Annotated in this window: 22 protein-coding genes; 14 read left to right on the forward strand and 8 right to left on the reverse strand. The window is 74.0% G+C overall.

Annotation, left to right across the window (positions count from 1 at the left end; genetic code table 11):
* Positions 1-36: 36 nt before the first annotated feature.
* Together ACFYYJ_RS30045 and ACFYYJ_RS30050 are read left to right on the forward strand one after the other, a co-directional pair.
* Positions 37-882 carry a patatin-like phospholipase family protein gene (locus tag ACFYYJ_RS30045; RefSeq protein WP_385364087.1) on the forward strand — a complete coding sequence of 282 codons (846 nt, stop codon included), beginning with the start codon at positions 37-39 and terminating at the stop codon, positions 880-882.
* A 78-nt stretch (positions 883-960) separates the two neighbouring features.
* Complete coding sequence (locus ACFYYJ_RS30050) at positions 961-1,752, forward strand: spermidine synthase (RefSeq protein ID WP_389137319.1); 792 nt, start codon at positions 961-963, stop codon at positions 1,750-1,752.
* 40 nt (positions 1,753-1,792) lie between these two features.
* Here the strand turns inward: ACFYYJ_RS30050 and ACFYYJ_RS30055 are convergent, their stop codons facing one another.
* Positions 1,793-3,151 carry an MFS transporter gene (locus tag ACFYYJ_RS30055; protein WP_389137152.1) on the reverse strand — a complete coding sequence of 453 codons (1,359 nt, stop codon included), beginning with the start codon at positions 3,149-3,151 and terminating at the stop codon, positions 1,793-1,795.
* A 110-nt stretch (positions 3,152-3,261) separates the two neighbouring features.
* On the reverse strand, positions 3,262-4,296 hold the full coding sequence (locus tag ACFYYJ_RS30060; RefSeq protein WP_385126783.1) for a hypothetical protein: 1,035 nt from the start codon (positions 4,294-4,296) through the stop codon (positions 3,262-3,264).
* A gap of 98 nt (positions 4,297-4,394) precedes the next feature.
* Here ACFYYJ_RS30060 and ACFYYJ_RS30065 point away from each other — a divergent pair, with 98 nt between their 5' ends.
* From ACFYYJ_RS30065 to ACFYYJ_RS30085, 5 genes are all read left to right on the forward strand, one after another.
* On the forward strand, positions 4,395-4,853 hold the full coding sequence (locus ACFYYJ_RS30065) for a DUF4442 domain-containing protein (protein ID WP_376658205.1): 459 nt from the start codon (positions 4,395-4,397) through the stop codon (positions 4,851-4,853).
* A 49-nt stretch (positions 4,854-4,902) separates the two neighbouring features.
* On the forward strand, positions 4,903-5,103 hold the full coding sequence (locus tag ACFYYJ_RS30070) for a DUF2191 domain-containing protein (protein WP_376658206.1): 201 nt from the start codon (positions 4,903-4,905) through the stop codon (positions 5,101-5,103).
* 121 nt (positions 5,104-5,224) lie between these two features.
* Positions 5,225-7,738 (forward strand): beta-glucosidase, encoded by a 2,514-nt coding sequence (locus ACFYYJ_RS30075; RefSeq protein ID WP_389137155.1) that lies wholly within the window; start codon positions 5,225-5,227, stop codon positions 7,736-7,738.
* Between the two features lie 58 nt (positions 7,739-7,796).
* A complete protein-coding gene (locus ACFYYJ_RS30080; RefSeq protein ID WP_385126777.1) occupies positions 7,797-8,465 on the forward strand; it encodes a DedA family protein in 669 nt (222 codons plus the stop codon).
* Complete coding sequence (locus tag ACFYYJ_RS30085; protein WP_385126776.1) at positions 8,465-9,145, forward strand: ankyrin repeat domain-containing protein; 681 nt, start codon at positions 8,465-8,467, stop codon at positions 9,143-9,145. The genes ACFYYJ_RS30080 and ACFYYJ_RS30085 overlap by 1 nt, the downstream gene beginning before the upstream one ends.
* Here ACFYYJ_RS30085 and ACFYYJ_RS30090 read toward each other — a convergent pair.
* Positions 9,142-9,687: a gamma carbonic anhydrase family protein gene (locus ACFYYJ_RS30090; protein ID WP_385126774.1), complete on the reverse strand. Its 546-nt coding sequence runs from the start codon at positions 9,685-9,687 to the stop codon at positions 9,142-9,144. The two genes, ACFYYJ_RS30085 and ACFYYJ_RS30090, sit on opposite strands and share 4 nt — an antisense overlap.
* A gap of 139 nt (positions 9,688-9,826) precedes the next feature.
* Here ACFYYJ_RS30090 and ACFYYJ_RS30095 point away from each other — a divergent pair, with 139 nt between their 5' ends.
* On the forward strand, positions 9,827-10,573 hold the full coding sequence (locus ACFYYJ_RS30095; protein ID WP_384581859.1) for an acyltransferase: 747 nt from the start codon (positions 9,827-9,829) through the stop codon (positions 10,571-10,573).
* Between the two features lie 10 nt (positions 10,574-10,583).
* On the opposite strand, the gene ACFYYJ_RS30100 is transcribed toward ACFYYJ_RS30095, so the two are convergent.
* On the reverse strand, positions 10,584-11,450 hold the full coding sequence (locus ACFYYJ_RS30100; protein ID WP_389137159.1) for an EamA family transporter: 867 nt from the start codon (positions 11,448-11,450) through the stop codon (positions 10,584-10,586).
* Between the two features lie 105 nt (positions 11,451-11,555).
* Here ACFYYJ_RS30100 and ACFYYJ_RS30105 point away from each other — a divergent pair, with 105 nt between their 5' ends.
* On the forward strand, positions 11,556-12,188 hold the full coding sequence (locus tag ACFYYJ_RS30105) for a helix-turn-helix domain-containing protein (RefSeq protein ID WP_385126771.1): 633 nt from the start codon (positions 11,556-11,558) through the stop codon (positions 12,186-12,188).
* A gap of 52 nt (positions 12,189-12,240) precedes the next feature.
* Here the strand turns inward: ACFYYJ_RS30105 and ACFYYJ_RS30110 are convergent, their stop codons facing one another.
* On the reverse strand, positions 12,241-12,645 hold the full coding sequence (locus ACFYYJ_RS30110; RefSeq protein WP_385126769.1) for a CoA-binding protein: 405 nt from the start codon (positions 12,643-12,645) through the stop codon (positions 12,241-12,243).
* Positions 12,646-12,782: 137 nt separating this feature from the next.
* Here ACFYYJ_RS30110 and ACFYYJ_RS30115 point away from each other — a divergent pair, with 137 nt between their 5' ends.
* From ACFYYJ_RS30115 to ACFYYJ_RS30130, 4 genes are all read left to right on the forward strand, one after another.
* The gene (locus ACFYYJ_RS30115; RefSeq protein ID WP_389137162.1) at positions 12,783-13,244 is read left to right on the forward strand and encodes a hypothetical protein; all 462 of its coding nucleotides are present in this window, start codon (positions 12,783-12,785) and stop codon (positions 13,242-13,244) included.
* 9 nt (positions 13,245-13,253) lie between these two features.
* The gene (locus ACFYYJ_RS30120; RefSeq protein ID WP_385364095.1) at positions 13,254-13,880 is read left to right on the forward strand and encodes a YigZ family protein; all 627 of its coding nucleotides are present in this window, start codon (positions 13,254-13,256) and stop codon (positions 13,878-13,880) included.
* An 84-nt stretch (positions 13,881-13,964) separates the two neighbouring features.
* Positions 13,965-15,134 carry an exonuclease SbcCD subunit D gene (locus ACFYYJ_RS30125; protein ID WP_389137165.1) on the forward strand — a complete coding sequence of 390 codons (1,170 nt, stop codon included), beginning with the start codon at positions 13,965-13,967 and terminating at the stop codon, positions 15,132-15,134.
* On the forward strand, positions 15,131-18,142 hold the full coding sequence (locus ACFYYJ_RS30130) for an AAA family ATPase (RefSeq protein ID WP_389137167.1): 3,012 nt from the start codon (positions 15,131-15,133) through the stop codon (positions 18,140-18,142). Before ACFYYJ_RS30125 ends, ACFYYJ_RS30130 begins: the two co-directional genes overlap by 4 nt.
* Positions 18,143-18,173: 31 nt before the next feature.
* Here the strand turns inward: ACFYYJ_RS30130 and ACFYYJ_RS30135 are convergent, their stop codons facing one another.
* Positions 18,174-18,620, reverse strand: a complete 447-nt coding sequence (locus ACFYYJ_RS30135) for an Lrp/AsnC family transcriptional regulator (RefSeq protein WP_385126763.1) — start codon at positions 18,618-18,620, stop codon at positions 18,174-18,176.
* 94 nt (positions 18,621-18,714) lie between these two features.
* Here ACFYYJ_RS30135 and ACFYYJ_RS30140 point away from each other — a divergent pair, with 94 nt between their 5' ends.
* On the forward strand, positions 18,715-19,230 hold the full coding sequence (locus ACFYYJ_RS30140) for a rhodanese-like domain-containing protein (RefSeq protein WP_389137170.1): 516 nt from the start codon (positions 18,715-18,717) through the stop codon (positions 19,228-19,230).
* 90 nt (positions 19,231-19,320) lie between these two features.
* Here ACFYYJ_RS30140 and ACFYYJ_RS30145 read toward each other — a convergent pair whose 3' ends face one another.
* Together ACFYYJ_RS30145 and ACFYYJ_RS30150 are read right to left on the reverse strand one after the other, a co-directional pair.
* On the reverse strand, positions 19,321-21,024 hold the full coding sequence (locus tag ACFYYJ_RS30145; RefSeq protein WP_389137172.1) for a DUF885 domain-containing protein: 1,704 nt from the start codon (positions 21,022-21,024) through the stop codon (positions 19,321-19,323).
* Between the two features lie 231 nt (positions 21,025-21,255).
* Positions 21,256-22,704, reverse strand: coding sequence for a GNAT family N-acetyltransferase (locus ACFYYJ_RS30150; RefSeq protein WP_385126217.1), 1,449 nt, complete (start codon positions 22,702-22,704; stop codon positions 21,256-21,258).
* Positions 22,705-22,778: the final 74 nt, after the last annotated feature.

Consider the following 22,778-nt stretch of genomic DNA (forward strand, 5'->3'; position numbering starts at 1 on the left):
CCGTCACCACAGGCATGAGCGGAGGGACGGGCGGAGATGGGCGGCGACACGGCACTGGTGTTGGGCGGCGGCGGACTGACCGGCATCGGCTGGGAGTGCGGGATCCTCTACGGGCTCGCCCGCGCGGGGGTCGACCTCACCACCGCCGACCTCGTCGTGGGTACTTCGGCCGGCTCGGTGGTCGGCGCCCAGCTCACGTCCGGGCTCCTCTCCGCGCAGGAGCTGTACGAGCGCCAGCTCGGCGACGCCGCGGGGGAGAGGGCCGCGAAGCTCGGGGCGGGCGTCATGGCGCGGTTCGCCCTCGCCATGGTGCGCTCGCGGGACTCCACGGCCTACCGGCAGCGGGTCGGCGCGATGGCCCTGGCGGCGGACACGGGCGCGGAGGCCGAGCGGCGCAAGGTGCTCGCCGCCCGGCTCGTCTCCCACGAATGGCCCGAGCGCCGGTTCGTGGTTACCGCCGTGGACGCGCACACCGGGGAGCCGGCCGACTTCGACCGGGCGAGCGGCGCCGGGCTCGTCGACGCGGTCTCGGCGAGCTGCGCCGTGCCCGGGGTGTGGCCGCCCGTGACGGTCGGCGGACGCCGGTTCATCGACGGCGGCGTCCGCTCCGCCACCAACGCCGACCTCGCCGCCGGCTACGCCCGCGTGGTGATCGTCGCGCCGATCGCGCTCGGCTCCGGTCTCGTACCCTCGCCCGCCGCCCAGGCCGGCCGACTGCGCAAGGCCGGGGCGCGGGTGTTGGTGATCACCCCGTCGGCGGCGGCCCGCAAGGCCTTCGGGCGCAACGTACTGGACCCCGCCCGGCGGGACCCGGCCGCCAGGGCGGGGCTGGCGCAGGCCGCGGAGCACGTATCCGAGGCCGCGGCGGTCTGGTCGGGCTGAGCCCGGCCCGACAATGGTGGGGTGAGCGACGAACAGATCCCGGTGATCCGGGAAGTGGGTCAGGGCACCGCCAAGCTGATGCCGGACGTGGACCGGGAGCGGGCCTGGCTGCTGACCGTCGACGGGGCGCCGCAGTCGTACGTGGACCTCGACGACCCGCTCCACCTGGAATTCGAGTACGTACAACGCCTCGCACACGTCCTGGACTGCGCGGCGGAGCCGGGAAGCGCGCTGGACGTCCTGCACCTCGGCGGCGGTGCGATGACCCTGCCGCGCTACGCGGCGGCCACGCGGGCGGGCTCCCGGCAGACGGTCGTGGAGTTCGACGAGGGCCTGGTGGAACTGGTCGCCGAGTACCTGCCGCTGCCGGAAGGGGCCGGGATCGCGGTGCACGCCGCCGATGCCCGGGCCTGGCTGGCAGCCGCGCCGGCGCGGAGCGCGGACGTGGTGGTGGCCGACGTGTTCGGCGGCTCGCGGGTGCCCGCGCAGCTGACGTCGGTGGAGTACGCACGGGAGGCGGCCCGGGTGCTGAGGCCCGGAGGGCTGTACGTGGCGAACCTGGCGGACGGTGCCCCGTTCGACTTCCTGCGGGCCCAGCTGGCGAATTTCGCGGAGGCGTTCGCGGAACTGGCGCTGATCGCGGAGCCCGCGGTGCTGCGGGGGCGGCGGTTCGGGAACGCGGTGCTGCTGGCCTCGGACCGGGAGCTTCCGGTCGCCCCCGTGGCTCGGCTGTGCGCGGGTGACGCGTTTCCCGCCAGGGTGGAGTTCGGGGGCGGGCTGGCCCGCCTGCTGCGGGGCGCGGTTCCCGTGAGCGACGCCGACGCGGTGGCTTCGCCGGAGCCGCCGGAGGGTGCGTTCAGTCTGGGGTGACCGGGCGGCTGCCGCGCCGCAGCCCCCGGACCCCCGCGCCTCAAACGCCGGCGGGGCTGGATTTGTCCGGGGCGGGGCCGGGGTTGTCCGCTGCGGGGATGGATTCGGCCGTGGACGGGCCGGGTTCGGGCGATGGGGACGGGACGGGTGGGGCCTCACGGCGCGTCAGTCGGCGGACGTCCGGGATCACGAGGACCAGGGCGGTGGCAAGGACGACCAGGGTCGCGCAGCCCCACAGGGCCTCGGTGCGGCCGAAGGCCGATTCGGCCGGGCCCGCGAGCGCGGTGGCCAGGGGGAGCATCGACACCGAACCGAACCAGTCGTAGGCGGAGACCCTGGAGAACTTCTCCTCCGGGATCTCCTGGTGCAGGCTCGTCATCCAGTTCACGCCGAACACCTCGATGGCCGCGCCGCTCACGAACATCACCGCGCAGAGCCCCCACACCGGCAGCGGCACCGCCAACCCGGCCGACGGCAGTGCCAGCGGGAACACGCACAGGGTGCCGGTCAGCAGCAGCCTGCGCGGCTTCCACGCCATCATCAGGACCGCCCCCGCGATGGTCCCCACTCCGAAGCAGGCCAGGGCCAGACCCCACGGCGCCGGGCCGCCGAGCCGGTCCCGCGCGACGAGGGGACCGTAGACCGCCTCCGCGGCGCCCACGACGGCCACGACCACGGAGAACTGGAGCACGATGCTCCACAGCCAGGGTCGGGTACGGACCTCCACCCAGCCCTCGCGCAGATCGGCCAGCATGCCGCCGCCGGGGGCGCGGTCGCGCGTGGGGGCGACGTCCAGGAAGGCGCGCAGCGCGCCCGCGACGGCGAACGCGACGGCGTCGACGGCCAGGACCCAGCCCGGCCCGAGCGCGGCGATCATCGCCCCGCCGAGGGCCGCGCCGCCGATGCCGGCGCCGTTCATCGCCATGCGGAACAGCGCGAAGGCGCGGTTGGCGTGCTCGCCGGAGACGGTGGACAGCAGCATGCCCTCGGCCGCCGGGTTGAAGAAGGCGGTGCCGGTGCCGCACAGGGCGGTCAACAGCATCATCTGCCACAGCCGGGGTTCGCCGGTGAGGACGAGGAAGGCGAAGACGGCCTGCGAGAGGCCGTTCAGGGCGTTGGCCGCGACCATCACGCGGTGGCGCGGCAGCCGGTCGGCGATCGCGCCGCCGATCAGCAGGAAGAGGACGAGCGGCAGAGTGCGGGCGGCGGCGACGAGGCCGACGTCCCCGGTGGATCCGCCGGCCTCCATCACCGCGTACGCGGACGCGATGAGCGCTCCGTGGCTGCCGAGGTTCGTGATCACCGCCGCGCCCGTCAGCAGCGTGTAGTTGCGGCCGGCCCACTCGGGCCGACGGCGGCGTACGGGCGTACGGGAGGAAGCGGTGCGGGAAGAGCTCACCACGGGACTATGTCCGCCCCGGGCCGGGAATCCAAACGGATTGTCGGCCCGGGGCGGTGGCGGGGCACCTCCACGGAGCGCTCGGGGGCGTCCGAGGCCCCCGGGGCGCGTCAGCCCGTGGGGGCCAGTCGGACCGAGCTGAGGATCTTGTCGATCGTCTCCTGCTTCAGCTCGTCCGGGACGCCCGCGACGCCGTAGAGGATCCAGGAGGAGAAGTCACCGTTGGCGGTCTTGAAGCTGAAGGCGATCGACTTGCCGTCCGTGGAGCACTTGTTCTCCTTCGGCAGGCCGGTCACGCTCGCCGTCGCGACGTGGCCCTTCAGCCCCGAGGCGGTGGTGTACTCCTTCGCCTCGGTGACCTTGGTGGTGCCCTTCGGGGCCTTCTGCGCGTACCCGGCCCACGCCCAGCTCTCGGCCGCGTTGCGCGAGGCCTCGGCGGTGTCCTTGGCGCCCTGGCCGCCCTTGGTGCCGGCGCCGGCCAGTTCGTAGGACTCCTCGCTGCCGTTCTTGTCGGCGTCGACCTTGCACCAGTCCTTCTTGTAGGACGCGGGCCCGGACATCGCGACGGCCGGGGAGCCGTCCTTCTTCGCCTCGTCCGAGAAGGAGATGATCACGCCGGAGCCCAGCACGTTCCAGTCCTGCGGGACGTCGAAGGCGGTGCCGTACTTCGGGTTGGTGACGACCTTCCATCCCGGGATGGTCGGCTTGATGTCGCCGCCCGCGCGCGGGTTCGCGCTGCTGTCGGCCGGGGCGGGCGCACTGGAGGCGGGCGCCGAGGAGGCCGCGACGGGCTTGTTGTCGGCCTCGTCCGTCTTCTTGTCGTCCCGGGTGAGGACGAACGCGCCGGTCGCGGCGGCCGCCACGACGACGAGGGTCGCCGCGACGATCGCCACGGTCTTGGTCTGGAAGCCGCTCCCGCCGCCGCCCGGGCCCTGTGGCGCCTGCGGGGGCTGCTGCGGCTGGCCCCACTGCTGGCCGGGAACGACGGTCGGGGGCTGGGGGAAGCCCGGCGGCTGCTGCGGATATCCGTAACCGGGCTGCTGCTGGTAGGGGTTCGGCTGCCCCGGCTGCTGGGCGTACGGGTTCTGTTGTGCGCCTTGGGGGTTCTGTTCGCCCCCGGGCGGCTGCTGCTGTCCTGGCCACATGGCCGGTAACGATAGTGGGAGCGGCTTCCGCGGGCCACGGCCGCCCCCCTGCGGGAGGTCTGGCCAATCCTGTCTACTCGTGGGTAACATCGCCCTTCATGAGCGCAGATCAGATGAACGTGGGCGAACTGCTCGCCGCGACGGTGCCGATGGCCCGCACCCTGAACCTCCAGTTCCTGGAGACCACCCCCGAGCGCGCGGTCGTCCGGCTCCCGGACCAGCCGGACTACCACAACCACGTCGGTGGCCCGCACGCCGGAGCCATGTTCACCCTCGCCGAGTCGGCGAGCGGCGCCATCGTCCTGGCCGCCTTCGGCGACCAGCTCTCGCGCGCCGTGCCCCTCGCGGTGAAGGCCGAGATCGGCTACAAGAAGCTCGCCAAGGGCGTCGTCACCGCCACCGCCACCCTCGGCCGCCCCGCCGCCGAGGTCGTCGCCGAACTCGACGCGGGCGGCCGCCCCGAGTTCCCCGTGACCATCGCCATCCAGCGCGAGGACGAGGCCGTGACGGGCGAGATGACCGTTGTCTGGACCCTGCGTCCCAACACCCCGGCGTAGCGACCCCGCTGCCACTAGAGTCCCTCGCACGACGACGGAGGGAGTGCCCGTGGCCAAGGTCAGCATCAGCCTCGACGCAGAGCTCGTGGTGGAGGTGATGGTCCTCGCCGGGGTCGGGTCGCCACAGGACGCGGTGGAGGCCGTCGTACGGGACTACATCGCGCGCGGGCACCGAACCGAGGCCCGGGTGCAGCTCCAGGACGAGGCCCGGCGGGACGCCGACAGCCTGCCACCGCCGCCGCAGGGCTGAACCTCGGCGCCCGCGGTGGCGCGTCTCGGCGGGCCCCGCCGGCCCCAGGCGCACAGTGGGCGGGGGAGCGGTCCGGCGCGGGCCGCTCCCGCCGACCCACGCCGCCGCCGCAGGGAGGGCCATGAGCGAGGCCGTGTCCAGACGTACGGCGATGCGGCTGCTCGGAGCGGCGGGCGCGGTCGGCGCCGTGGTCGGGGCCGGCGGCTGCGCGCCCACCGCGCCGCCGGGCGCGGGCCCGCGCAAGGCCTCGCCCCCACCTGCCGCCGCTGCCCCCGGAAAAGGCGCTGCCGCCAGGATCGACGCCCTGCTGGAACGGCTCACCCTGGAGGAGAAGACCGCCCTGCTGCACGGCGCCGGGGACCCGGCCCCGCTGGGCCAGGCCGGATACGTGCCCGGCGTACCCCGCCTTCGCATCCCCGCGCTGCGCCTCGCCGACGGGCCTGCCGGCGTACGGGTCGCCAAGCCCGCCACCGCCCTGCCGGCGCCCGTGATGCTGGCCTCCGCCTTCGACCCGGCGCTGGCCCGCGAGTACGGCAGGCTCCTCGGCCGGGAGGGGCGGGCACTCGGCCAGGACGTCCTGCTCGCGCCCATGGCCAACCTCATCCGCACCCCGTACGCCGGCCGGAACTTCGAGACCCTCGCCGAGGACCCCCGGCTGACCGCGGACCTGGTCGGCGAACTGGTCCGCGGGATCCAGGACGAGGGACTCGTCGCCGCCGTCAAGCACTTCGCCCTGGGCAACCAGGAGCGCGGCCGCGACACCGTCGACATGATCGCCGCCGACCGGACCCTGCACGAGACCGAACTGCGCGGCTTCGAGGCCGCCGTGGCCGCCGGCGCGGGCGCCGTGATGGCCGCGTACAACAAGGTCAACGGGGTCCACGCCGGCGAGAGCAAGCCGCTGCTCGACGAACTGCTGCGCGACACCTGGGGGTTCGCCGGCTGGGTGATGTCCGGCCGGGACGCCACCCACAGCACCGTCGCCGCCATCGGCGCCGGGCTCGACATGGAGATGCCCGGCGGCACCCACTTCGGCGGTCCCCTGCGGCAGGCCGTGCGCGGCGGCACCGTGCCGGAGGCCTTCGTGGACCTCGCCGTGCACCGGATCCTGACCACCATGGACCGCTTCGGGCTGCTCGCGGACCGCCCCGCGGCGCGGCCCGCGCGCGACGCCGCCGCCGGGGCCCGGCTCGCCCGCAAGGTGGCGACCGCCGGCGCCGTGCTGCTCCGCAACGAACACGGCACCCTGCCGCTGACCGGCGCGGACGCCCGCTCCATCGCGGTGATCGGCCCCACCGGCCAGGTCCCCTTCGTCGGTGGCGGCGGCAGCTCGCACGTGGTCCCCGACCGGGCCGCCTCCCCGCTCACTGCCATCAGGCAGCGCGCCGGGAGCGGCGCCGCCGTCCGCCACGCCCTCGGCGAGGACCTGTACGGGCGCCCGCTCCCCCCGAAACTGCTCACCCCCGCCGCCGACTTGGACGACCGGAGCGTCGAGGCCGGGAAGAGCTGGAGCCACGAGGGCGAGTTCCGCCTGGCCGAGGACGACGAGTGGACCCTGCTCGTCCACTACACCGGACAGCGGCCGGGCGTACGCCTCGACGGGGAGGAGCTGTTCCCGGTGCTCCAAGGCGCGGCCGAGCGGTTCGCGGGCGGACTGCTCGGTTCCGCACCCGACGGAATGAGCGTGCGCCGCCGCACCCTCGCCCTCAAGGCGGGCACCCACCGGCTCGCCGTCACCGCCCCGAGCGGGCCCCAGAGCCGGCGCTTCCGGCTCAGACACACCACGAAGGCGACCCGGGCGGCCGACGTCGCCGAGGCGGTACGGGCGGCGAAGGAGGCCCGCAGCGTGGTCCTGTTCGCCTACGAGGACGCCACCGAGGGCAGCGACCGCACCTCCCTGGCCCTGCCGGGCGGACAGGCCGCCCTGATCGAAGCCGTCGCCGCCGCGAACCCGCGCACCGCCGTCGTGCTCAACACCTCCGGTGGTACGACCATGCCGTGGCTCCCGCGCACCGGGGCGGTCCTCCAGATGTACTACCCGGGCCAGGAGGGCGCCGCCGCCACCGCCGACGTCCTCTTCGGGGACGTGGACCCGGGCGGGCGCCTCACCCAGACCTTCCCGGCCGACGAGGAGGCCACCCCGGTCGGCGGGGACCCGGTGCGCTACCCGGGCGTCGGCGGCCGGCAGGAGTACACCGAGGGCGTCCACGTCGGCCACCGCTGGTACGACGCGCAGCACGTGGCCCCGCTGTTCCCCTTCGGGCACGGGCTCTCGTACACGACCTGGCAGTACGAGAAGCTGGCCGTCCGCCCCGAGCGGGGCGGGCTGCGCGTGGAATTCACCGTCCGCAACACCGGCCGCCGCAAGGGCACCGACGTGGCCCAGGTGTACGTCGGCCCGTCCCCGGACCTGAAGCTCGACCAGCCGGTGCGCGTGCTGGCCGGGTACCGGCGGCTCACCCTCGCGCCGGGTGCGGAGCAGCGGGTCACCGTCGACGTGGACGCCCGCACCCTGTCGTCATGGGATCCGGAGCGGCGGGCCTGGGTGCCCGGTTCCGGCCGTCGCGAGGTGTTCGCGGGCCGTTCCTCCCGTGAACTGCCACTGAGGGCGAAGGCTGTGGTGAGGAGCCGATAGGCTGCCCGTTCGGCGTGTCACAGGGGGCGCGCCGGGGACGACACGGGAGGACGTACCGGTGCACATCCAGGAATGGCTGGAGACGATTCCGGCGGTCAGCATCTACCTCCTGGTGGGTCTGGTCATCGGTCTGGAGAGCCTCGGCATCCCGCTGCCCGGAGAGATCATCCTGGTCAGCTCGGCGCTGCTGGCCTCCCAGCACGGCGACATCGACCCCGTGGTTCTCGGCATCTGCGCGACCACCGGCGCGATCGTCGGCGACTCGATCGGCTACGCGATCGGACGGCGCGGAGGCAAGCCGCTGCTGGAGAAGCTGGGCCGGCGCTTCCCCAAGCACTTCGGGCCCGAGCACGTGGCCGTGGCGGAACGCTCCTTCGAGCGGTGGGGCATGTGGGCCGTCTTCTTCGGCCGCTTCGTGGCGCTGCTGCGCATCTTCGCCGGGCCGCTGGCGGGCGTGCTGCACATGCCGTACTGGCGGTTCCTGATCGCGAACATCCTCGGCGGGATCCTCTGGGCCGGCGGAACCACCGCCGTCATCTACTCGGTCGGCATCGTCGCCGAGCCCTGGCTGAAGCGGTTCTCCTGGGCGGCGCTCGCGGTCGCGGTGCTGTTCGGTCTCGCGGTGACGCTGGTGGTGCGCAGCCGCATGAAGAAGGCGGCCGCGGCGGCGGCTGCCGAGGCCGGGGTCCCGGCACAGTCCGGGGCACGGGTGCCGGCCAACGACTGATGGCGGGGCTGTTGGAGGGGGAATGGTCGGCGGAGGGCCGGTCGGAGCAGTACAACCCGCTGGCGAACGGGCTGGGGCGGGCGGCCGAGGACGGTGACGCGGCCCTGGTGGAACGCATGCTCGCCGGGGGAGCCGAGGCCGACGCCTGGGTCCCCGGCGGGCGCAGGGCCCTGGACCTGGCCGTGTGCGCGGGGCGGGCCGAGGTCGTGCGGCTGCTCCTCGCCGCCGGTGCCCGCCCCGGGCGCGAGGCGGGCCCGTACGACGAGGCGACGCCGATGGCCTTGGCGGCGATGAACGGGCACACGCCCGTCGCCCGGGCCCTGCTCGACGCGGGCGCCGATCCGCGCGGCCCGGCCGGGCGTATGCGCTACGTACCGCTGGTCCTGGCCGCCACGTCCGGGGAGGACGGCTCGCCGGCGACCGTGGAGCTGCTGCTGGACCGGGGCGCCGACCCCGAGGAGCGGATGAGGGGCCGCACCGCCCTCGAATGGGCGGCCCGCTTCGGCCACCCGGCCGTGGTGGAGCAGCTGATCGCGCGCGGGGCCGCCGTCACGGAGCGTGCTGTGCGGGAGGCGGTGGTGGGGCGGGCGTTCCGATCACGCAACGGGGACCCTGACGGGCGCGGCCCGGAGTACGAGAGGGTCGTGACCGTGCTCCGGGCCGCGCTCGACGGTTCCTAGGCCTCCGGGGTCACCGAGGCGCGGTGCTGCTTGGCGAGTTCCACGTACATCTGCGCGTTGATCCGGATGTGCTCGCGCTCCTCCTCGGACAGCTCCCGGCGGACCTTGGCCGGGACGCCGGCGACCAGCGAGCCGGGCGGGACCACCATGCCCTGCGGCACCAGCGCCTGCGCGGCGACCAGGGAACCCGCGCCGATCACCGCGCCGTTCAGGACGGTCGCGCCCATGCCGATCAGGCAGTCGTCCTCGACCGTGCAGCCGTGCACGACGGCGTTGTGGCCGATGGAGACGCGCTCGCCGATCGACACCGGGAAGCCCGGGTCCACGTGGATCGTGCAGTTGTCCTGCACGTTGCTGTCGGCGCCGAGGGTGATCGGGCCGCAGTCGGCGCGCAGCACCGCCGAGTACCAGATGCTCGCGCCCGCGCCGAGGGTGACCTCGCCGACCACGACCGAGGTGGGTGCGGTGAAGGCCGTCGCGTCGATGTCGGGGTCCTTGCCGCCGACGCCCGCCACGAGTGCTCGGGTCCCCTGGTGCGTCATGTTCTCTTCCTTCGTCTTTCCGGATGCCGCTGCCGCGCTCACAGCACGGTAGGGCACGCGGTTCCCCCCACCCGCGATGGGGTGAAGATCACAGGATCGTGGCCCGGACGACCGGCCACCGGCGCACTACCGTGGCCGGGTGCCGAAGAACCAGAACACGTTCTCATCCCTGACGGCCCTGCGCCGCCGGTTGGCGAACCGCGCGGTCCACGCCGGCTGGCGCTGGATGCAGCAGGCCGGCGCCGTCACCGCGCAGACCCCGGGACGCCTGCGGTTCGGTGCGATCGGGCACGGCACGCGGCTCGCCTTCCCGCAGGGCACGGTCTTCGGCGAGCAGTGGATCCGCCTCGGCGAGCACTGCATCATCGGCGAACAGGTCACCCTCACGGCCGGCATGATGCCGGACCTCGACCTGGGCGCGGAGCCGATGCTCGTGCTCGGCGACGGGGTCGTGCTCGGCCGCGGCAGCCATGTCATCGCCGACGCCCGGATCACCATCGAGGCCAACACGTTCTGCGGCCCCGGGGTCTACATCACGTCCACGAACCACAGTTACGACGATCCGCACGAGCCCGTGGGCAGGCAGTGGCCGCGCAGCGCCCCGGTGGAGATCGGTCCGGGGTGCTGGCTCGGCACCGGCGCGGTGATCCTGCCCGGCGCCCGGCTCGGCCGCAACGTCGTGGTGGCCGCCGGGGCCGTCGTACGGGGTGAGGTGCCGGACCACGCCGTGGTGGCGGGCGCGCCGGCGCGCATCGTCCGCAGGTGGCAGCCGGAGACCGGCTGGCAGCCGCCGCTGCGGACCCCGGCGCCCGTGCCGATCCCGGACGGGATGACGCCGGAACAGCTGCGCGGGTTGGCGCGGCTGGCGGAGGTCGAGCAGGGGTAGTTCCCCGGCCTCAGCCGGCCGCGAGGAGAACCGTTCCGGCGAGGGCGAGGCCGGCGCCGGCCGCCTGTACGGTGCGCAGCCGTTCCTTGAGCACGGCGAAGGCGGCGAGCGCGGTGACGACCGGGTAGAGCGAGGACAGCACCGCGGCCACCGTGACCGGGCCGTTCTGGGCGGCGACGGAGTAGGTGCCGTTCGCCGCGACGTCCGCGAGGCCGACGAAGGCGAGCGCGGGCAGCAGCCCCCACAGGATCCGCAGGTCGGAGCCCTCGGGCAGGGCCGGGACACCGCGGCGGGTCTGCGCCCACAGGGCGGCGCCGCCGACGGCGACGTTGGTGACCCGCTGTACGAACAGCGCCAGGAACAGCCCGGTCACCGTGGTGGAGGCCTGCGCGATCAGGGCCATCACCGCGCCGAACCCGAAGGCCGCGACGAGGGTGAGGACCACGGCCCGCCGCTGGACGGGGGCGCCGCGCAGTTCAGGTCCACCCGCGAGGACGATGCCGACGACGGCCACCGCGATCCCCGCGAACTGGCCGGGGCCGGACCGCTCGCCCAGCAGCAGCCCCGCGCCGACCGGCACGACCACGCCGAGGGAGCCGAGCGGGGAGACCACGCCCATGGGGCCGAGGGCCAGGGCCTTGTAGAAGCTGAGCATGGCCACGGGCCCGACGAGACCCGCGCCGACCGCGAACCACAACTGCGGGTCGGCCTCCCGCCAGGCGCCCGTGCCGAGGACCACGGCCCCGAGCACGGCCACGGCGGCGACCTGCGAGACCACGACCACCGTGAGCGCGGGTATCCGGCGGGTCAGCAGCCCGCCGCCGAAGTCGGCCAGGCCCCACAGCACGGCTGTGGCCAGGGCGAAGAGGGCGGTCATGACGGGCCTCGCAGTACAGTGTGATGAACGGTGGGGTGCAGCATCGAATACCCCGCACGGTAGTTCATTCCACTGGACTGTGTCATCCAAAATATTGGACGGAATGTGTCGGATCTCGAAGAGCTCACCCAGGCACTCGCACGGAACCTCAAGCGCTGGCGCGGTGAGCGCGGATTCACCCTGGACTCGCTGGCGGCCCGCTCGGGAGTCAGCCGGGGGATGATCATCCAGATCGAGCAGGCCCGGACGAACCCGAGCGTCGGCACGACGGTGAAACTGGCCGACGCGCTCGGCGTCAGCATCTCCACTCTGCTGGACCACGACAGGGGTCCGCAGGTGCGGATCGTCGAGCCCGGCCAGACGGTGCGGATCTGGTCCAGCGAAGCGGGCAGCTCGACGACGATGCTGATCGGCACCGACGAGCGCGGGCCGATGGAACTGTGGACCTGGCACCTCGTGCCCGGCGAGGGGACGGAATCGGCTCCGCACCCCTCCGGCACCATCGAGATGCTCCACGTCACCGCGGGGGACCTGACGCTGGTGGTGGGCGAGGAGGAGTTCCGCGTACCGACCGGAGCCGCGGCCACCTTCGAGGCCAACCTCCCGCACGCCTACCGCAACGACGGCTCCGTGCCGATGGAGATGACCCTCGCCGTGTCGGTCCCGCCGGTGTCGGCCCCGGTACCGGCTCCCGCCCGCACCACGGCGCCCGCCCGGCCGGCGGAGCCCCGGAACTGAACGGCGGCCCGGGGCCGCTTTTCCCGGGGGCCGCCGTTCCCTCGCCCGGCGGTCAGAGGGCCGGGATCTCGATCGCCGGGCAGCGGTCCATGACCATGTCCAGCCCCGCCTCACGGGTGCGGGCGAAGGCCGCCTCGTCGATCACGTTCAACTGGAACCAGACGGCCTCCGCACCGGCGGCGACCGCGGAATCGGCGACCGCCCCGGCCAGGGCGCTGTTCACGAAGACGTCCACCACGTCGACCTTGAACGGGATCTCCTCCAGCGAGGCGTACCCGGGCTCGCCGTGCACCGTCTCCGCCTTCGGGTGCACCGGGACCACGCGCTTGCCGAACTGCTTGAGCACGCGCGCCACCCCGTAGGCGGCCCGGTCCTGGTTGTTGGACAGGCCCACCACGGCCCAGGTGTCCCCGAGCTCGGTGAGGATCTTGCGGATGGTTGCCGGGTCGCCGTACACGTGTGCCGCCTCCTGCTGCTCTGACCGGCCCGACCGTTGCCGGACCCCGACTCCTCAACGGAAAAACCGCACGTCGTCTTCCCCGTCGACGCCCTAGGGTCCCAACTCGTCAGGTTAAAACGGCAAGGGGGACGCGGGTGGACGTCGAAGGAGCGCACGCCGCGATCCGGCTCCCCGAAGGGAACCGGTGGGACTGGGACGTGATCGCCTGGGACGGTGGGCAACTCAGGCTTGCCGCCGGCTACGACCTGGCTTACCACCACGACCTGGAGCTGGTCTTCGGTGATCCGTTCTTCGTCTGCTGCCCGGGGACGTTCCACGATCCGGTCTTCCGTGCGCCGACGGCGGAGGAGCTCCTCAGGGTCACGCGTCAGGTCGGAGAAGAGCCGGCCGTCGTGGTCGCCTTCGAGGCCGACGCGGGCGGGCAGGAGCCGGTCTCGTGCCTGATCGCGGCCGAGCGGTTCGAGGTCGTCCGGGAGTCCGTCCTGCGGTACTGGCGCGAGGACGCGGGCCCGGATCAGCGCTTCGCCCCCTGGGTGCGGTCCCCGGACCAGCAGGTGGCCTCCGGGCCGGCCGGACCGCTCCCCACCACGGATTAGGGTGGAGCGGTGAAGGCAGACCAGTACGTGACGGTGGCCCGGGAGGGCGTGCACGAGTCCGAGATCAACCGCTCGCGCTTCCTGTGCTCGCTCGCGCCCGCCGCGACCGAGCAGGAGGCGCAGGACTTCGTCGCGCGCGTCCGCAAGGAGCACCCCACCGCCTCGCACAACTGCTTCGCCTACGTGATCGGCGCCGACGCCTCGGTGCAGAAGGCCAGTGACGACGGCGAGCCCGGCGGCACCGCCGGGGTGCCGATGCTGCAGATGCTCATGCGCCGGGACATCCGGTACGCCGTCGCCGTGGTCACCCGCTACTACGGCGGCGTCAAGCTCGGCGCCGGCGGTCTGATCAGGGCGTACGGCGGTGTCGTCGGCGAGGCCCTCGACGAGCTCGGCACCGTCACCCGTCGCCGCTACCGGCTGGCCACCGTCACCGTGGACCACCAGCGGGCCGGGAAGACCCAGAACGACCTGCGATCCACCGGCCGCACCGTCGTGGACCTGCGCTACGGGGCCGCGGTGGAGATAGAGGTCGCCCTGCCGGAGGCGGACCTGCCCGGCTTCGAGGCCTGGCTCGCCGACAGCACGGCGGGCAGCGCCACCCTCACGCTCGGCGGTGAGACGTACGCGCCCTGAGCGCCCCCGCGACGGGTTAGCGTAGAGGGGACAGGCGAGCGGAAGACGATCAGGGGGACACGGCATGTGCGGGCGGACCGGCGAGTGAAGTTCCTGCACACCTCCGACTGGCACCTCGGCCGGTCCTTCCACCGCGTGAACCTGCTCGGCGCACAGGCGGCCTTCGTCGACCACCTCGTCGAGACCGTCCGGGAGCACGAGGTCGACGCCGTCCTCGTCGCCGGTGACGTCTACGACCGCGCCGTGCCCCCGCTGCCGGCCGTCGAACTGTACGACCGGGCCCTGCACCGGCTCGCCGAGCTCGGCGTGCCCACCGTGATGATCTCCGGGAACCACGACTCCGCCCGCCGCCTCGGGGTCGGGGCAGGACTGATCGACCGGGCCGGGATCCACCTCAGGACCGACCCGGCCGGCTGCGCCGACCCCGTCGTGCTGGCCGACGTACACGGCGACGTGGCCTTCTACGGGCTGCCGTACCTGGAACCGGCCCTGGTCAAGGACGAGTTCGCGGCGCAGAAGGTCAGCCACGAAGCCGTGCTGGGCGCGGCCATGGACCGGATCCGGGCCGATCTCGCCCGCCGCGCGCCCGGCACCCGCTCCGTCGTCCTCGCCCACGCCTTCGTCACCGGCGGACAGGCCAGCGACAGCGAGCGCGACATCTCCGTGGGCGGGGTCGAAGCCGTGCCCGCCTCCGTCTTCGACGGGGTGGACTACGCGGCCCTCGGCCACCTCCACGGCTGCCAGACGATCAACGAACGGGTCCGCTACTCCGGTTCCCCGCTCGCCTATTCGTTCTCCGAGGTCGACCACCGCAAGACCATGTGGCTCGTCGAGCTGGGCGCGGAAGGCGAGATCACCCGCGCCGAGCGGATCGACACCCCCGTGCCGCGGGCCCTCGCCCGGCTGCGCGGGCCGCTGGAGACCCTGCTCGAAGACCCGGCGCACACGGCGCACGAGGACGCCTGGGTCGAGGCGACCCTCACCGACCCGGTCCGGCCCGACGACCCCATGGCCCGGCTCGTCACCCGCTTCCCGCACACCCTCAGCCTCGCCTTCGACCCCGAGGGCCGCGAGGAGGTGACCGGCACCTCCTACGCCCAACGGCTGCGCGGCCGCAGCGACCAGGAGATCGCCGAGGACTTCGTGGCCCACGTACGCGGCGGCGGACACGCGGACGAGGCCGAACGGGCCGTGCTGCGCAGCGCCTTCGACGACGTACGGACCGACGACAGCCGCCAGGAGATCCACCGATGAGGCTGCACCGGCTGGCGGTCACCGCCTTCGGGCCCTTCGCCGAGCCCCAGGAGATCGACTTCGACGCCCTGTCCGGCGCCGGGATCTTCCTGCTGCACGGGCCCACCGGCGCCGGCAAGACCTCCGTCCTCGACGCCGTCTGCTACGCGCTGTACGGCTCCGTCCCCGGCCCCCGCCAGGCCCCCGGCACCAGCCTGCGCAGCGACCACGCCGCCGCGGACACCCCGACCGAGGTCACCCTCGAACTCACCGCGGGCGGGCGGCGCCTGGAGATCACCCGCCGTCCCGAGCAGGACCGGCCGAAGAAGCGCGGAACGGGCACGACCAAGGACAAGGCGCAGAGTTGGCTGCGCGAGCAGACGGGCGAGGGCTGGGAGGCGCTGAGCCGTTCCCACCAGGAGATCGGCGAGGAGATCGAGCAGCTCCTCGGCATGAGCCGCGAACAGTTCTGCCAGGTGGTGCTGCTGCCGCAGGGGGAGTTCGCCAAGTTCCTGCGCGCCGACGAGGCCGCGCGCGGCCGGCTGCTCGGCCGGCTCTTCGACACCCGCCGCTTCGCCGCCGTCGAGACCCTGCTCGGCGAACGCCGCCGAGCCGCCGAGGCCAAGGTACGGGCCGGCGACGAGAAGGTGCTGCACACCGCCCAGCGCCTCGCCCAGGCCGCCGGGGACAGCGCCGATCTGCGGGCCTGGCCCATGCCCGGGCACCAGCCGGGCGACCCCGGGCTCGCCGGGGCCGTCCGCGCGTGGGCGGCCGTCGCCCGGTGCGCCGCCCGCGAACGGCGCACCGTCGCCGAGTACGCCCTGGCCGCCGTCGAGGGCCGGCACGCCGCGGCCCGGCGGGCCGCCGAGGACGCCCGGGAGCTGGACCGCCTGCAGCGCCGCCATGCGGAGACCACCCGCCGGGCCGCCCTGCTCGCCGAGGCCGAGCCCGAGCGGGAGCGCGTGCGCGCCCTCCTGGACCGGGCCCGGCGCGGCGCCCTGGTCGCCCCCGCGCTGGAACTGCGCGGCGCGGCCTCGGCCGCGCATCTCGCAGCCGCCCACGCGGAGACGGCCGCCCGGTCCGAACTCCCCCCGATGTTCAGGGAAGCGGGCACCGAGCAACTGGCCGGGATCGAACAGGAGCTGCGCGGGCAACTCGGCGCGCTCGGAGCGGCCCGCCGGGACGAGCAGCGCAGCTCCGAGATCGGCCGCGAACGGGCCGACCTGGAACGGGAGTCCCGGGCCGCCGAGGAAGCCCACCTGGAATCGGCCCAGTGGCTGGAGCGCTGGGACGCCACCCGGACCGGGCTGCAGGAGCGGGCGGACGCGGCCCAGCAGGCCGCGACCCTCGCCGAGCAGATCGCGGGCAAGCTGGAACCGGCCCGCATGCACCTGAACTTCGCCCGCCGGCGCGACGAGCTGGCCGCCGAGGCCGAGCGCACCGAGCGCGAACTCCTCACCCTGCGCGAGGAGTCCGCGGCCGCCAGGGAACGCTGGCTGGAGCTGAAGGAGGCCCGGCTGCGCGGGATCGCCGCCGAACTCGCCGAGGCGCTGGTGGCGGGCGAGGCCTGTGCGGTGTGCGGCTGCGCCGAGCACCCCGCTCCCGCCCGCCCCGCCCCCGGCCATGTGGACCGCGCCGCGGAGGACGCCGCCCATGCCCTCTTCGAGCGGGCCGAACAGGCCCGCGCCGCCGTCGAACGCCGCCTCGCCGCCACCCGGCAGGCCCGCGAGGAGGCCGCGACCGCCGCCGGGGACGCCACCACCGCCGAACTCCTCGACCTGACCTCCGACCTGAGCTCCCGGCACGCCGCCGCCCACGCCGCGGCCGCCGGACTGCACACCGCCCGCGAGCGGCTCGCCCGCGCCGAACGCGAGCACGCCGCACGCAGCGCCGACCGGCTCGACGCCGAACGCCGCGCCGCCGCCAGGGCCTCCCGCCGCGAGGCGCTGGACCGGGAGCAGGCCTCGCTGGAGGAGGCCCTCGCACAGGTACGGGAGGGGGCGCCCACGGTCGCCGCCCGCACCCGCCTCCTGGAGGACCGGGTCCGCATCGTCTCCGGGGCCGCCGCCGCGCTGCGCCGCGCCGAGACCACCGCCGCCCGGCTGAAGGAGGCCGACGACCAGCTCGCCGACGCCGCCTTCAAGGCCGGCTTCGACACCATCGAGGCCGCGGCCGAGGCCGTCCTGCCCGACTACGAGCGCACCGCGCTCCAACACCGGCAGGACGCCTGGCAGGCGGAAGAGGTCATGCTGGCCGACCGGCTCGCCGAGAGCGACACCACCGCGGCCGGAGCGCTGCCGCCGGCAGCACCGGAGGAGGCCGAGACCTACGCGGCGCGGGCCGCGGCGAAACTCCGTACGGCCGGATCCGCCTTCGACGCGGCCCGGGTCCGCTGCGAGGAGCTCGACCGGCTCTCGCGGCAGGCGGAGCACGAACTGCGCGCCCTGGGCCCGCTGCGCGAGGCCTACGACCGGGTGGCCCGGTTGGCCGGACTCACCGCGGGCACCTCCGCCGACAACGAACGCAGGATGCGGCTGGAGGCCTACGTACTGGCGGCCCGCCTGGAGCAGGTCGCGGCCGCCGCGACGGTACGGCTGCTGCGCATGTCCGGCGGCCGTTACACCCTGGTGCACTCCGACGCCAGGGCGGGCGGACGCGGGCGTTCCGGGCTCGGCCTGCACGTCGTCGACGCGTGGACCGGCAGCGAGCGCGACACGGCCACGCTGTCGGGCGGCGAGACCTTCTTCGCCTCGCTCGCCCTCGCGCTGGGCCTCGCCGACGTGGTCACCGACGAGGCGGGCGGGATGCGCCTCGACACCCTCTTCATCGACGAGGGCTTCGGCAGCCTCGACGACCAGGCGTTGGACGAGGTGCTCGACGTACTGGACTCGCTGCGCGAACGGGACCGCAGCGTCGGCATCGTCAGCCACGTGGCCGACCTGCGCACCCGGGTCCAGGCCCAGCTGGAGGTCGTCAAACAGCGCGGCGGCTCCGTGGTGCGCCACCGCACGGCGGCGCTCACGGACTGAGCGGGCGTACGCACGGCCTGAGCGCGCCCTCTCACGGACTGAGCGGGCGCCTCGGGAGCGGGGAGGAGTACACGATGCTCGTCGTCACCGGGCCGAGGCCGGCGATCCGGCCCGTGATCTCCTCCAGGTGCGCCATCGAGCGGGCCGCGACCTTCAGCACGAAGCAGTCGTCGCCCGTGACGTGGTGGGCCTCCAGGATCTCCGGGGTGGAGTCCAGGAGGTCGTGGAACGGCTTGTAGTTGCCGTGCGGATAGCGCAGCCGCACCAGGGCGAGGATCGCCTTGCCGAGCTTCTCCGGATCCACCACCGCCGTGTAGCCGGTGATGACGCCGGCCTCCTCCAGGCGGCGGACCCGCTCGGTGACGGCGCTCGCGGACATGGACACGGAACGGGCCAGCTCGGTGAAACTGGCGCGGCCGTCCCGCTGGAGGGCTTCGAGGATCCGCCAGTCGGTGGCGTCAGGGGAATAGTCGGTCATGTCGTAGATCTAGCAGGGGATTCCCCGGCTGGACAAGCCGAAGGCCGGGGAAAATCACTTCCGAGGTTGATCAACAACTCGTAGATTTCCAGTCATGACGACGACGCAGAACACCACGTCCCCCGCCGCCACCGCCAACCCCGTGCTCCGGGTGCCCCCGGCCTCCCCGGCCGCGGCCGCCGCGTACTTCGCCGCGAGCCTGGCCTTCCACGCGGACGTCTCGGACGTCGCCGCCGCCTTCAAGGCCCACCGCGAGCAGGGCGCCGAGCTCGGCTTCCAGCTGATCGACTCCCGCTCCACCCCGTCCTGGGACCAGGCCCACGTGCCCGGCGCGATCCACCTGCCCACCGCCCTCATCCCCGAGCAGGCCGAGCGGCTCCTGGACAAGAACGTGCCCGTGGTGACGTACTGCTGGGGCCCCGGCTGCAACGGCGGCGCCCGCTCCGCCCTGGCCCTGGCCGAACTCGGCTTCCAGGTAAAGGAGATGCTCGGCGGCATCGAGTACTGGATCCGCGAGGGCTTCGAGGTCGAGACCTGGCAGGGCAACCAGCAGCGCGCCGAGGCCGACCCGCTGACCGCGCCCACCGACTCGGACGACTGCGGCTGCTGACGCGCACGCCTTACGGGCCGGGTCCGGCACACGCGGACGGGCCGCTCGTTCCGGGGGGAGACGAGCGGCCCGTCCGCGTCCGGCACGGCCTCAGAGCTTGGACAGCTCGTCCACCAGGTCGTCCAGCCCCAGCGAACCCTGCGACAGCGCCGCCATGTGCCAGGCCTTCAGGTCGAAGGACTCGCCGCGCGCGGCCCGCGCGTTGTCGCGGCCCAGCAGCCAGGCGCGCTCGCCCAGCTTGTAACCGATGGCCTGCCCCGGCATCGACAGGTAGCGGGTCACCTCGCTCTCGACGAAGTCGCCCGGCCGGCCGCTGTGCAGGCCGAAGAACTCCTGCGCCAGGTCCACCGTCCACCGCTCGCCCGGGTGGAACGGCGAGTCCGCCGGGATCTCCAGGCCCAGGTGCATGCCGATGTCCACGATGACCCGCGCCGCGCGCATCATCTGGCAGTCCAGGTAACCCAGGCGCTGCTCCGCGTCCTTGAGGTAGCCCAGCTCGTCCATCAGGCGCTCCGCGTACAGCGCCCAGCCCTCGGCGTTGGCGCTGACGAGACCGACGCCGGCCTGGTAGCGGGACAGCTGGTCCGCGACGTGCGTCCACTGCGCGAGCTGCAGGTGGTGGCCGGGGACGCCCTCGTGGTACCAGGTGGAGACCAGGTCGTAGACCGGGAAGCGGGTCTGCCCCATCGTGGGCAGCCAGGTGCGGCCCGGACGGGAGAAGTCCTCGGAGGGGTTCGTGTAGTACGGAGCCGCCGCGCCGCCCGGAGGGGCGATCTTCGACTCGACCCGCTTGACCCGCTCCGCGAGTTCGAAGTGGGTGCCGTCGAGGTTCTCGATGGCCTCGTCCATGAGTCCCTGGAGCCAGGCCTGGACCTCGTCGACGCCCTCGATGTGGGTGCCGTGCTCGTCCAGGTGCTTCAGCGCCTCCCAGGGGCCCGCGCCCGGGAGGATCTTGGCGGCCTCGGCCTTCATCTCGGCGAGCAGGCGGTGGTACTCGGACCAGCCGTAGGCGTACGCCTCGTCGAGGTCCAGATCGGTGCCGTTGAAGTAGCGCGACCAGCGGGCGTACCGCTCGCGCCCCACGGTGTCCGGCTTGCCCTCGACGGCCGGGGCGTACACGTCGCGCATCCAGTCGCGGAGCTCGACGAGGGCGGCGGTCGCGGCGCCGGCCGCCCCGTCCAGTTCGGCGCGCAGCGCCTCGGGGCCGCCCGAGGCGAAGTCCTCGAAGAAGGCCGGCTCTTCGCCGTCCTGCCCGGCCCAGGTGGTGAGCTGGCCGATCATGGTGGTGGTGGCGCGGGGGCCGCCGTACAGGCCGCGCTCCAGGCCCAGGGCCAAGCTCTCGCGGTAGCCGCCGAGGGCGGCGGGCACGGCGTGCAGCCGCTCGGCGATGGCCGCCCATTCCTCGTCGGTGCCGGAGGGGGTCAGCGTGAAGACCTCGCGGACGGAGTGCGCGGGGCTGTGGATGTTGCTGACCGCGCACAGGTCCTCGTCGGCCGCGTGGACCGCGAGTTCGGCGGTCAGGCGCTCGCGCAGCAGCCGGCCGCAGCGGCGCTCGGCGTCGCTGTCGGCGCCCGGCAGCGCCTCGGCGGCGTCGAGCCGGGCGAGGGTGGTGCGGGCCAGTTCGGCGACGGCCGCGCGGCCGGCCGGGGAGAAGTCCGGGAGTTTGCCGGAGCTCTCGACGACACCGAGGTAGGTGCCCGTGATCGGGTCGAGGGCGATGAGGTCGTCGACGTACGCGTCGGCCACCTGGCGGGGCAGCTTCGGAGTGCTGCCGTTGTTGAAGATCTCTGACATGCGGCCATCTTCGTACGTGAGACGGTGCCACGTCATCACCGTATGACGCCAGTCTGCTGACCCGGGCCGCTTTCGGAAGCGCCGCCGACCCGCACGCGGCCCGGGCGGGCGGCGAAACGGCTGCCGCGTCGGGTGCGGGCCGGGGTGCGGGTCGGGGTGCGGGTCGGGGTGAAAAGGGACGTTCCGCGGGAGCCGGTTGTGGCCGGTTGTCGGCGGTCGTGGCGGGTGGGATCAGTGATGGTTGCGCGGGGGCTGCGGTTCGCGGCGAGGGAGCTCGATCCCGCCCTCGTGGGTGACGTCGTACGGCAGGCGCGAGCTGACGGGGGTCGCGTCCAGCCGTGCCGTGATCACGAGGGTGCCCTCCTCGATCTGGTAGTCGAGGGGGAGGCCGAGCCCGCGCATCGCGGCGACCATGCCGGTGTTGGAGGCCTGGGTGACCGCGTACACGCTGTCGCAGCCGGCCTCGACGGCCATCGCGAGGAGCCTGCGCAGCAGTTCGGAGCCGATGCCGCGGCGCTGCCAGTCGTCCTCGATGAGGAGCGCGACCTCGGTCTCGTCGCCGTCCCACAGCAGGTGGCCGAGGGCGACGAGCCTGCCGGAGGCGGTGGTGGCGGCCAGGGTGCGGCCGAACCGGGGGCTGAGCAGGTGGCCGAGGTAGCGGTCGGCGTCGGCGACGGGGCCGTGGTAGCGCAGCGACAGGGTGCGCTCGGAGCAGCGGTCGTGCATCGCGCGGGCGGCGGTCAGGTCGGAGCCGTCGGCTCGGCGCACGGTGACCTCGTTGCCCTCGGGCAGGGTCAGTACGTCGAGGCTGCGCGGGACACGGGGGCCGAGGCGAGCGTCGAGCTCGACGAGGGCGCGGGCGCGGGCGAATTCGGTCGGAGTGAAGGGGAGGTAGGGGCGCTCCACGGTGATCGCACCGCCCGAGGGGTCGCGCAGCCGCATGACGGTGGCCTCCAGGACCCCTTCCACCGGGGCGTCGGCGCCCGCGTTGGGGCGGCCGGAGAGGGTGGTCGCCGGGATCGAGTGGATGGTGCAGCGGCCGAGCAGCTGGCGCAGCGCGAGGGGCAGTTCGGCGGCGTCGAGGGCGGTGCGGGTGGCCAGGCCCAGCACCCGGGTCGGGGTGTCGACCAGGTCGTGGGCGTCGGCGCGCTCGATCCAGGTGCTGTGCCCGCCGGCCAGCGCGATCGCGCGGGTGAGGTCGGCGGACGGCAGCTCCTGCGGGGCCCGCAGGAGGAACTCGTCGACCGTGCCGCCCTCGGGGAGCGGGTGCGTCTGGAGCGTCAGGATGTCGACGCCGTTGTGGGCGAGGGCGGTGCACAGGGCGGCGAGGGAGCCGGGCTCGTCCCGTACGGTCGTGCGCATCCGCCACAGGGTGGCGGTCGGCGCGTCGGCGGTGGGGGCCGCGCCGGTGCTCGCTCCCGGGGTGGCCGCCGCCGGTCCGGAGTCCGGCGGCGGCGCATGGCTGTGACGCCTGGCCCACCAGGTGTGGAAGGCCGCGGTGACGAGGAGCGCGACGGCCGAGGCGACGAGCAGGATCGGGCCCCTGGGGCCGTGCACGACGAGATTGGCGATGCCGTCCGCGACCGCGACGGCGCAGAAGAGGGCGGCGAGCTCGACGACGTCACGGCGCCAGTGGTGGCGGTGGGAACGCTGGGCAGAGGAAAGATCACGGTCAGTCATGCACACCACTGTGGCGCAGGGGTGTTGCGTGATCACGAACGATCTGTGACCGACTGGTTAAGTGTCCATCTGGC

Origin of the sequence: Streptomyces sp. NPDC002467 (genome assembly GCF_042889825.1) — a bacterium.
Classification (GTDB): domain Bacteria; phylum Actinomycetota; class Actinomycetes; order Streptomycetales; family Streptomycetaceae; genus Streptomyces.

Coding starts and splice junctions, on each gene's coding strand:
- ACFYYJ_RS30050 (WP_389137319.1), top strand. CDS start 961: ATGCCGGACGTGGACCGGGAGCGGGCCTGGCTGCTGACCGTCGACGGG.
- ACFYYJ_RS30085 (WP_385126776.1), top strand. CDS start 8,465: ATGGCGGGGCTGTTGGAGGGGGAATGGTCGGCGGAGGGCCGGTCGGAG.
- ACFYYJ_RS30060 (WP_385126783.1), bottom strand. CDS start 4,296: ATGTGGCCAGGACAGCAGCAGCCGCCCGGGGGCGAACAGAACCCCCAA.
- ACFYYJ_RS30075 (WP_389137155.1), top strand. CDS start 5,225: ATGAGCGAGGCCGTGTCCAGACGTACGGCGATGCGGCTGCTCGGAGCG.
- ACFYYJ_RS30135 (WP_385126763.1), bottom strand. CDS start 18,620: ATGACCGACTATTCCCCTGACGCCACCGACTGGCGGATCCTCGAAGCC.
- ACFYYJ_RS30130 (WP_389137167.1), top strand. CDS start 15,131: ATGAGGCTGCACCGGCTGGCGGTCACCGCCTTCGGGCCCTTCGCCGAG.
- ACFYYJ_RS30090 (WP_385126774.1), bottom strand. CDS start 9,687: ATGACGCACCAGGGGACCCGAGCACTCGTGGCGGGCGTCGGCGGCAAG.
- ACFYYJ_RS30150 (WP_385126217.1), bottom strand. CDS start 22,704: ATGACTGACCGTGATCTTTCCTCTGCCCAGCGTTCCCACCGCCACCAC.
- ACFYYJ_RS30145 (WP_389137172.1), bottom strand. CDS start 21,024: ATGTCAGAGATCTTCAACAACGGCAGCACTCCGAAGCTGCCCCGCCAG.
- ACFYYJ_RS30045 (WP_385364087.1), top strand. CDS start 37: ATGGGCGGCGACACGGCACTGGTGTTGGGCGGCGGCGGACTGACCGGC.
- ACFYYJ_RS30100 (WP_389137159.1), bottom strand. CDS start 11,450: ATGACCGCCCTCTTCGCCCTGGCCACAGCCGTGCTGTGGGGCCTGGCC.
- ACFYYJ_RS30065 (WP_376658205.1), top strand. CDS start 4,395: ATGAGCGCAGATCAGATGAACGTGGGCGAACTGCTCGCCGCGACGGTG.
- ACFYYJ_RS30140 (WP_389137170.1), top strand. CDS start 18,715: ATGACGACGACGCAGAACACCACGTCCCCCGCCGCCACCGCCAACCCC.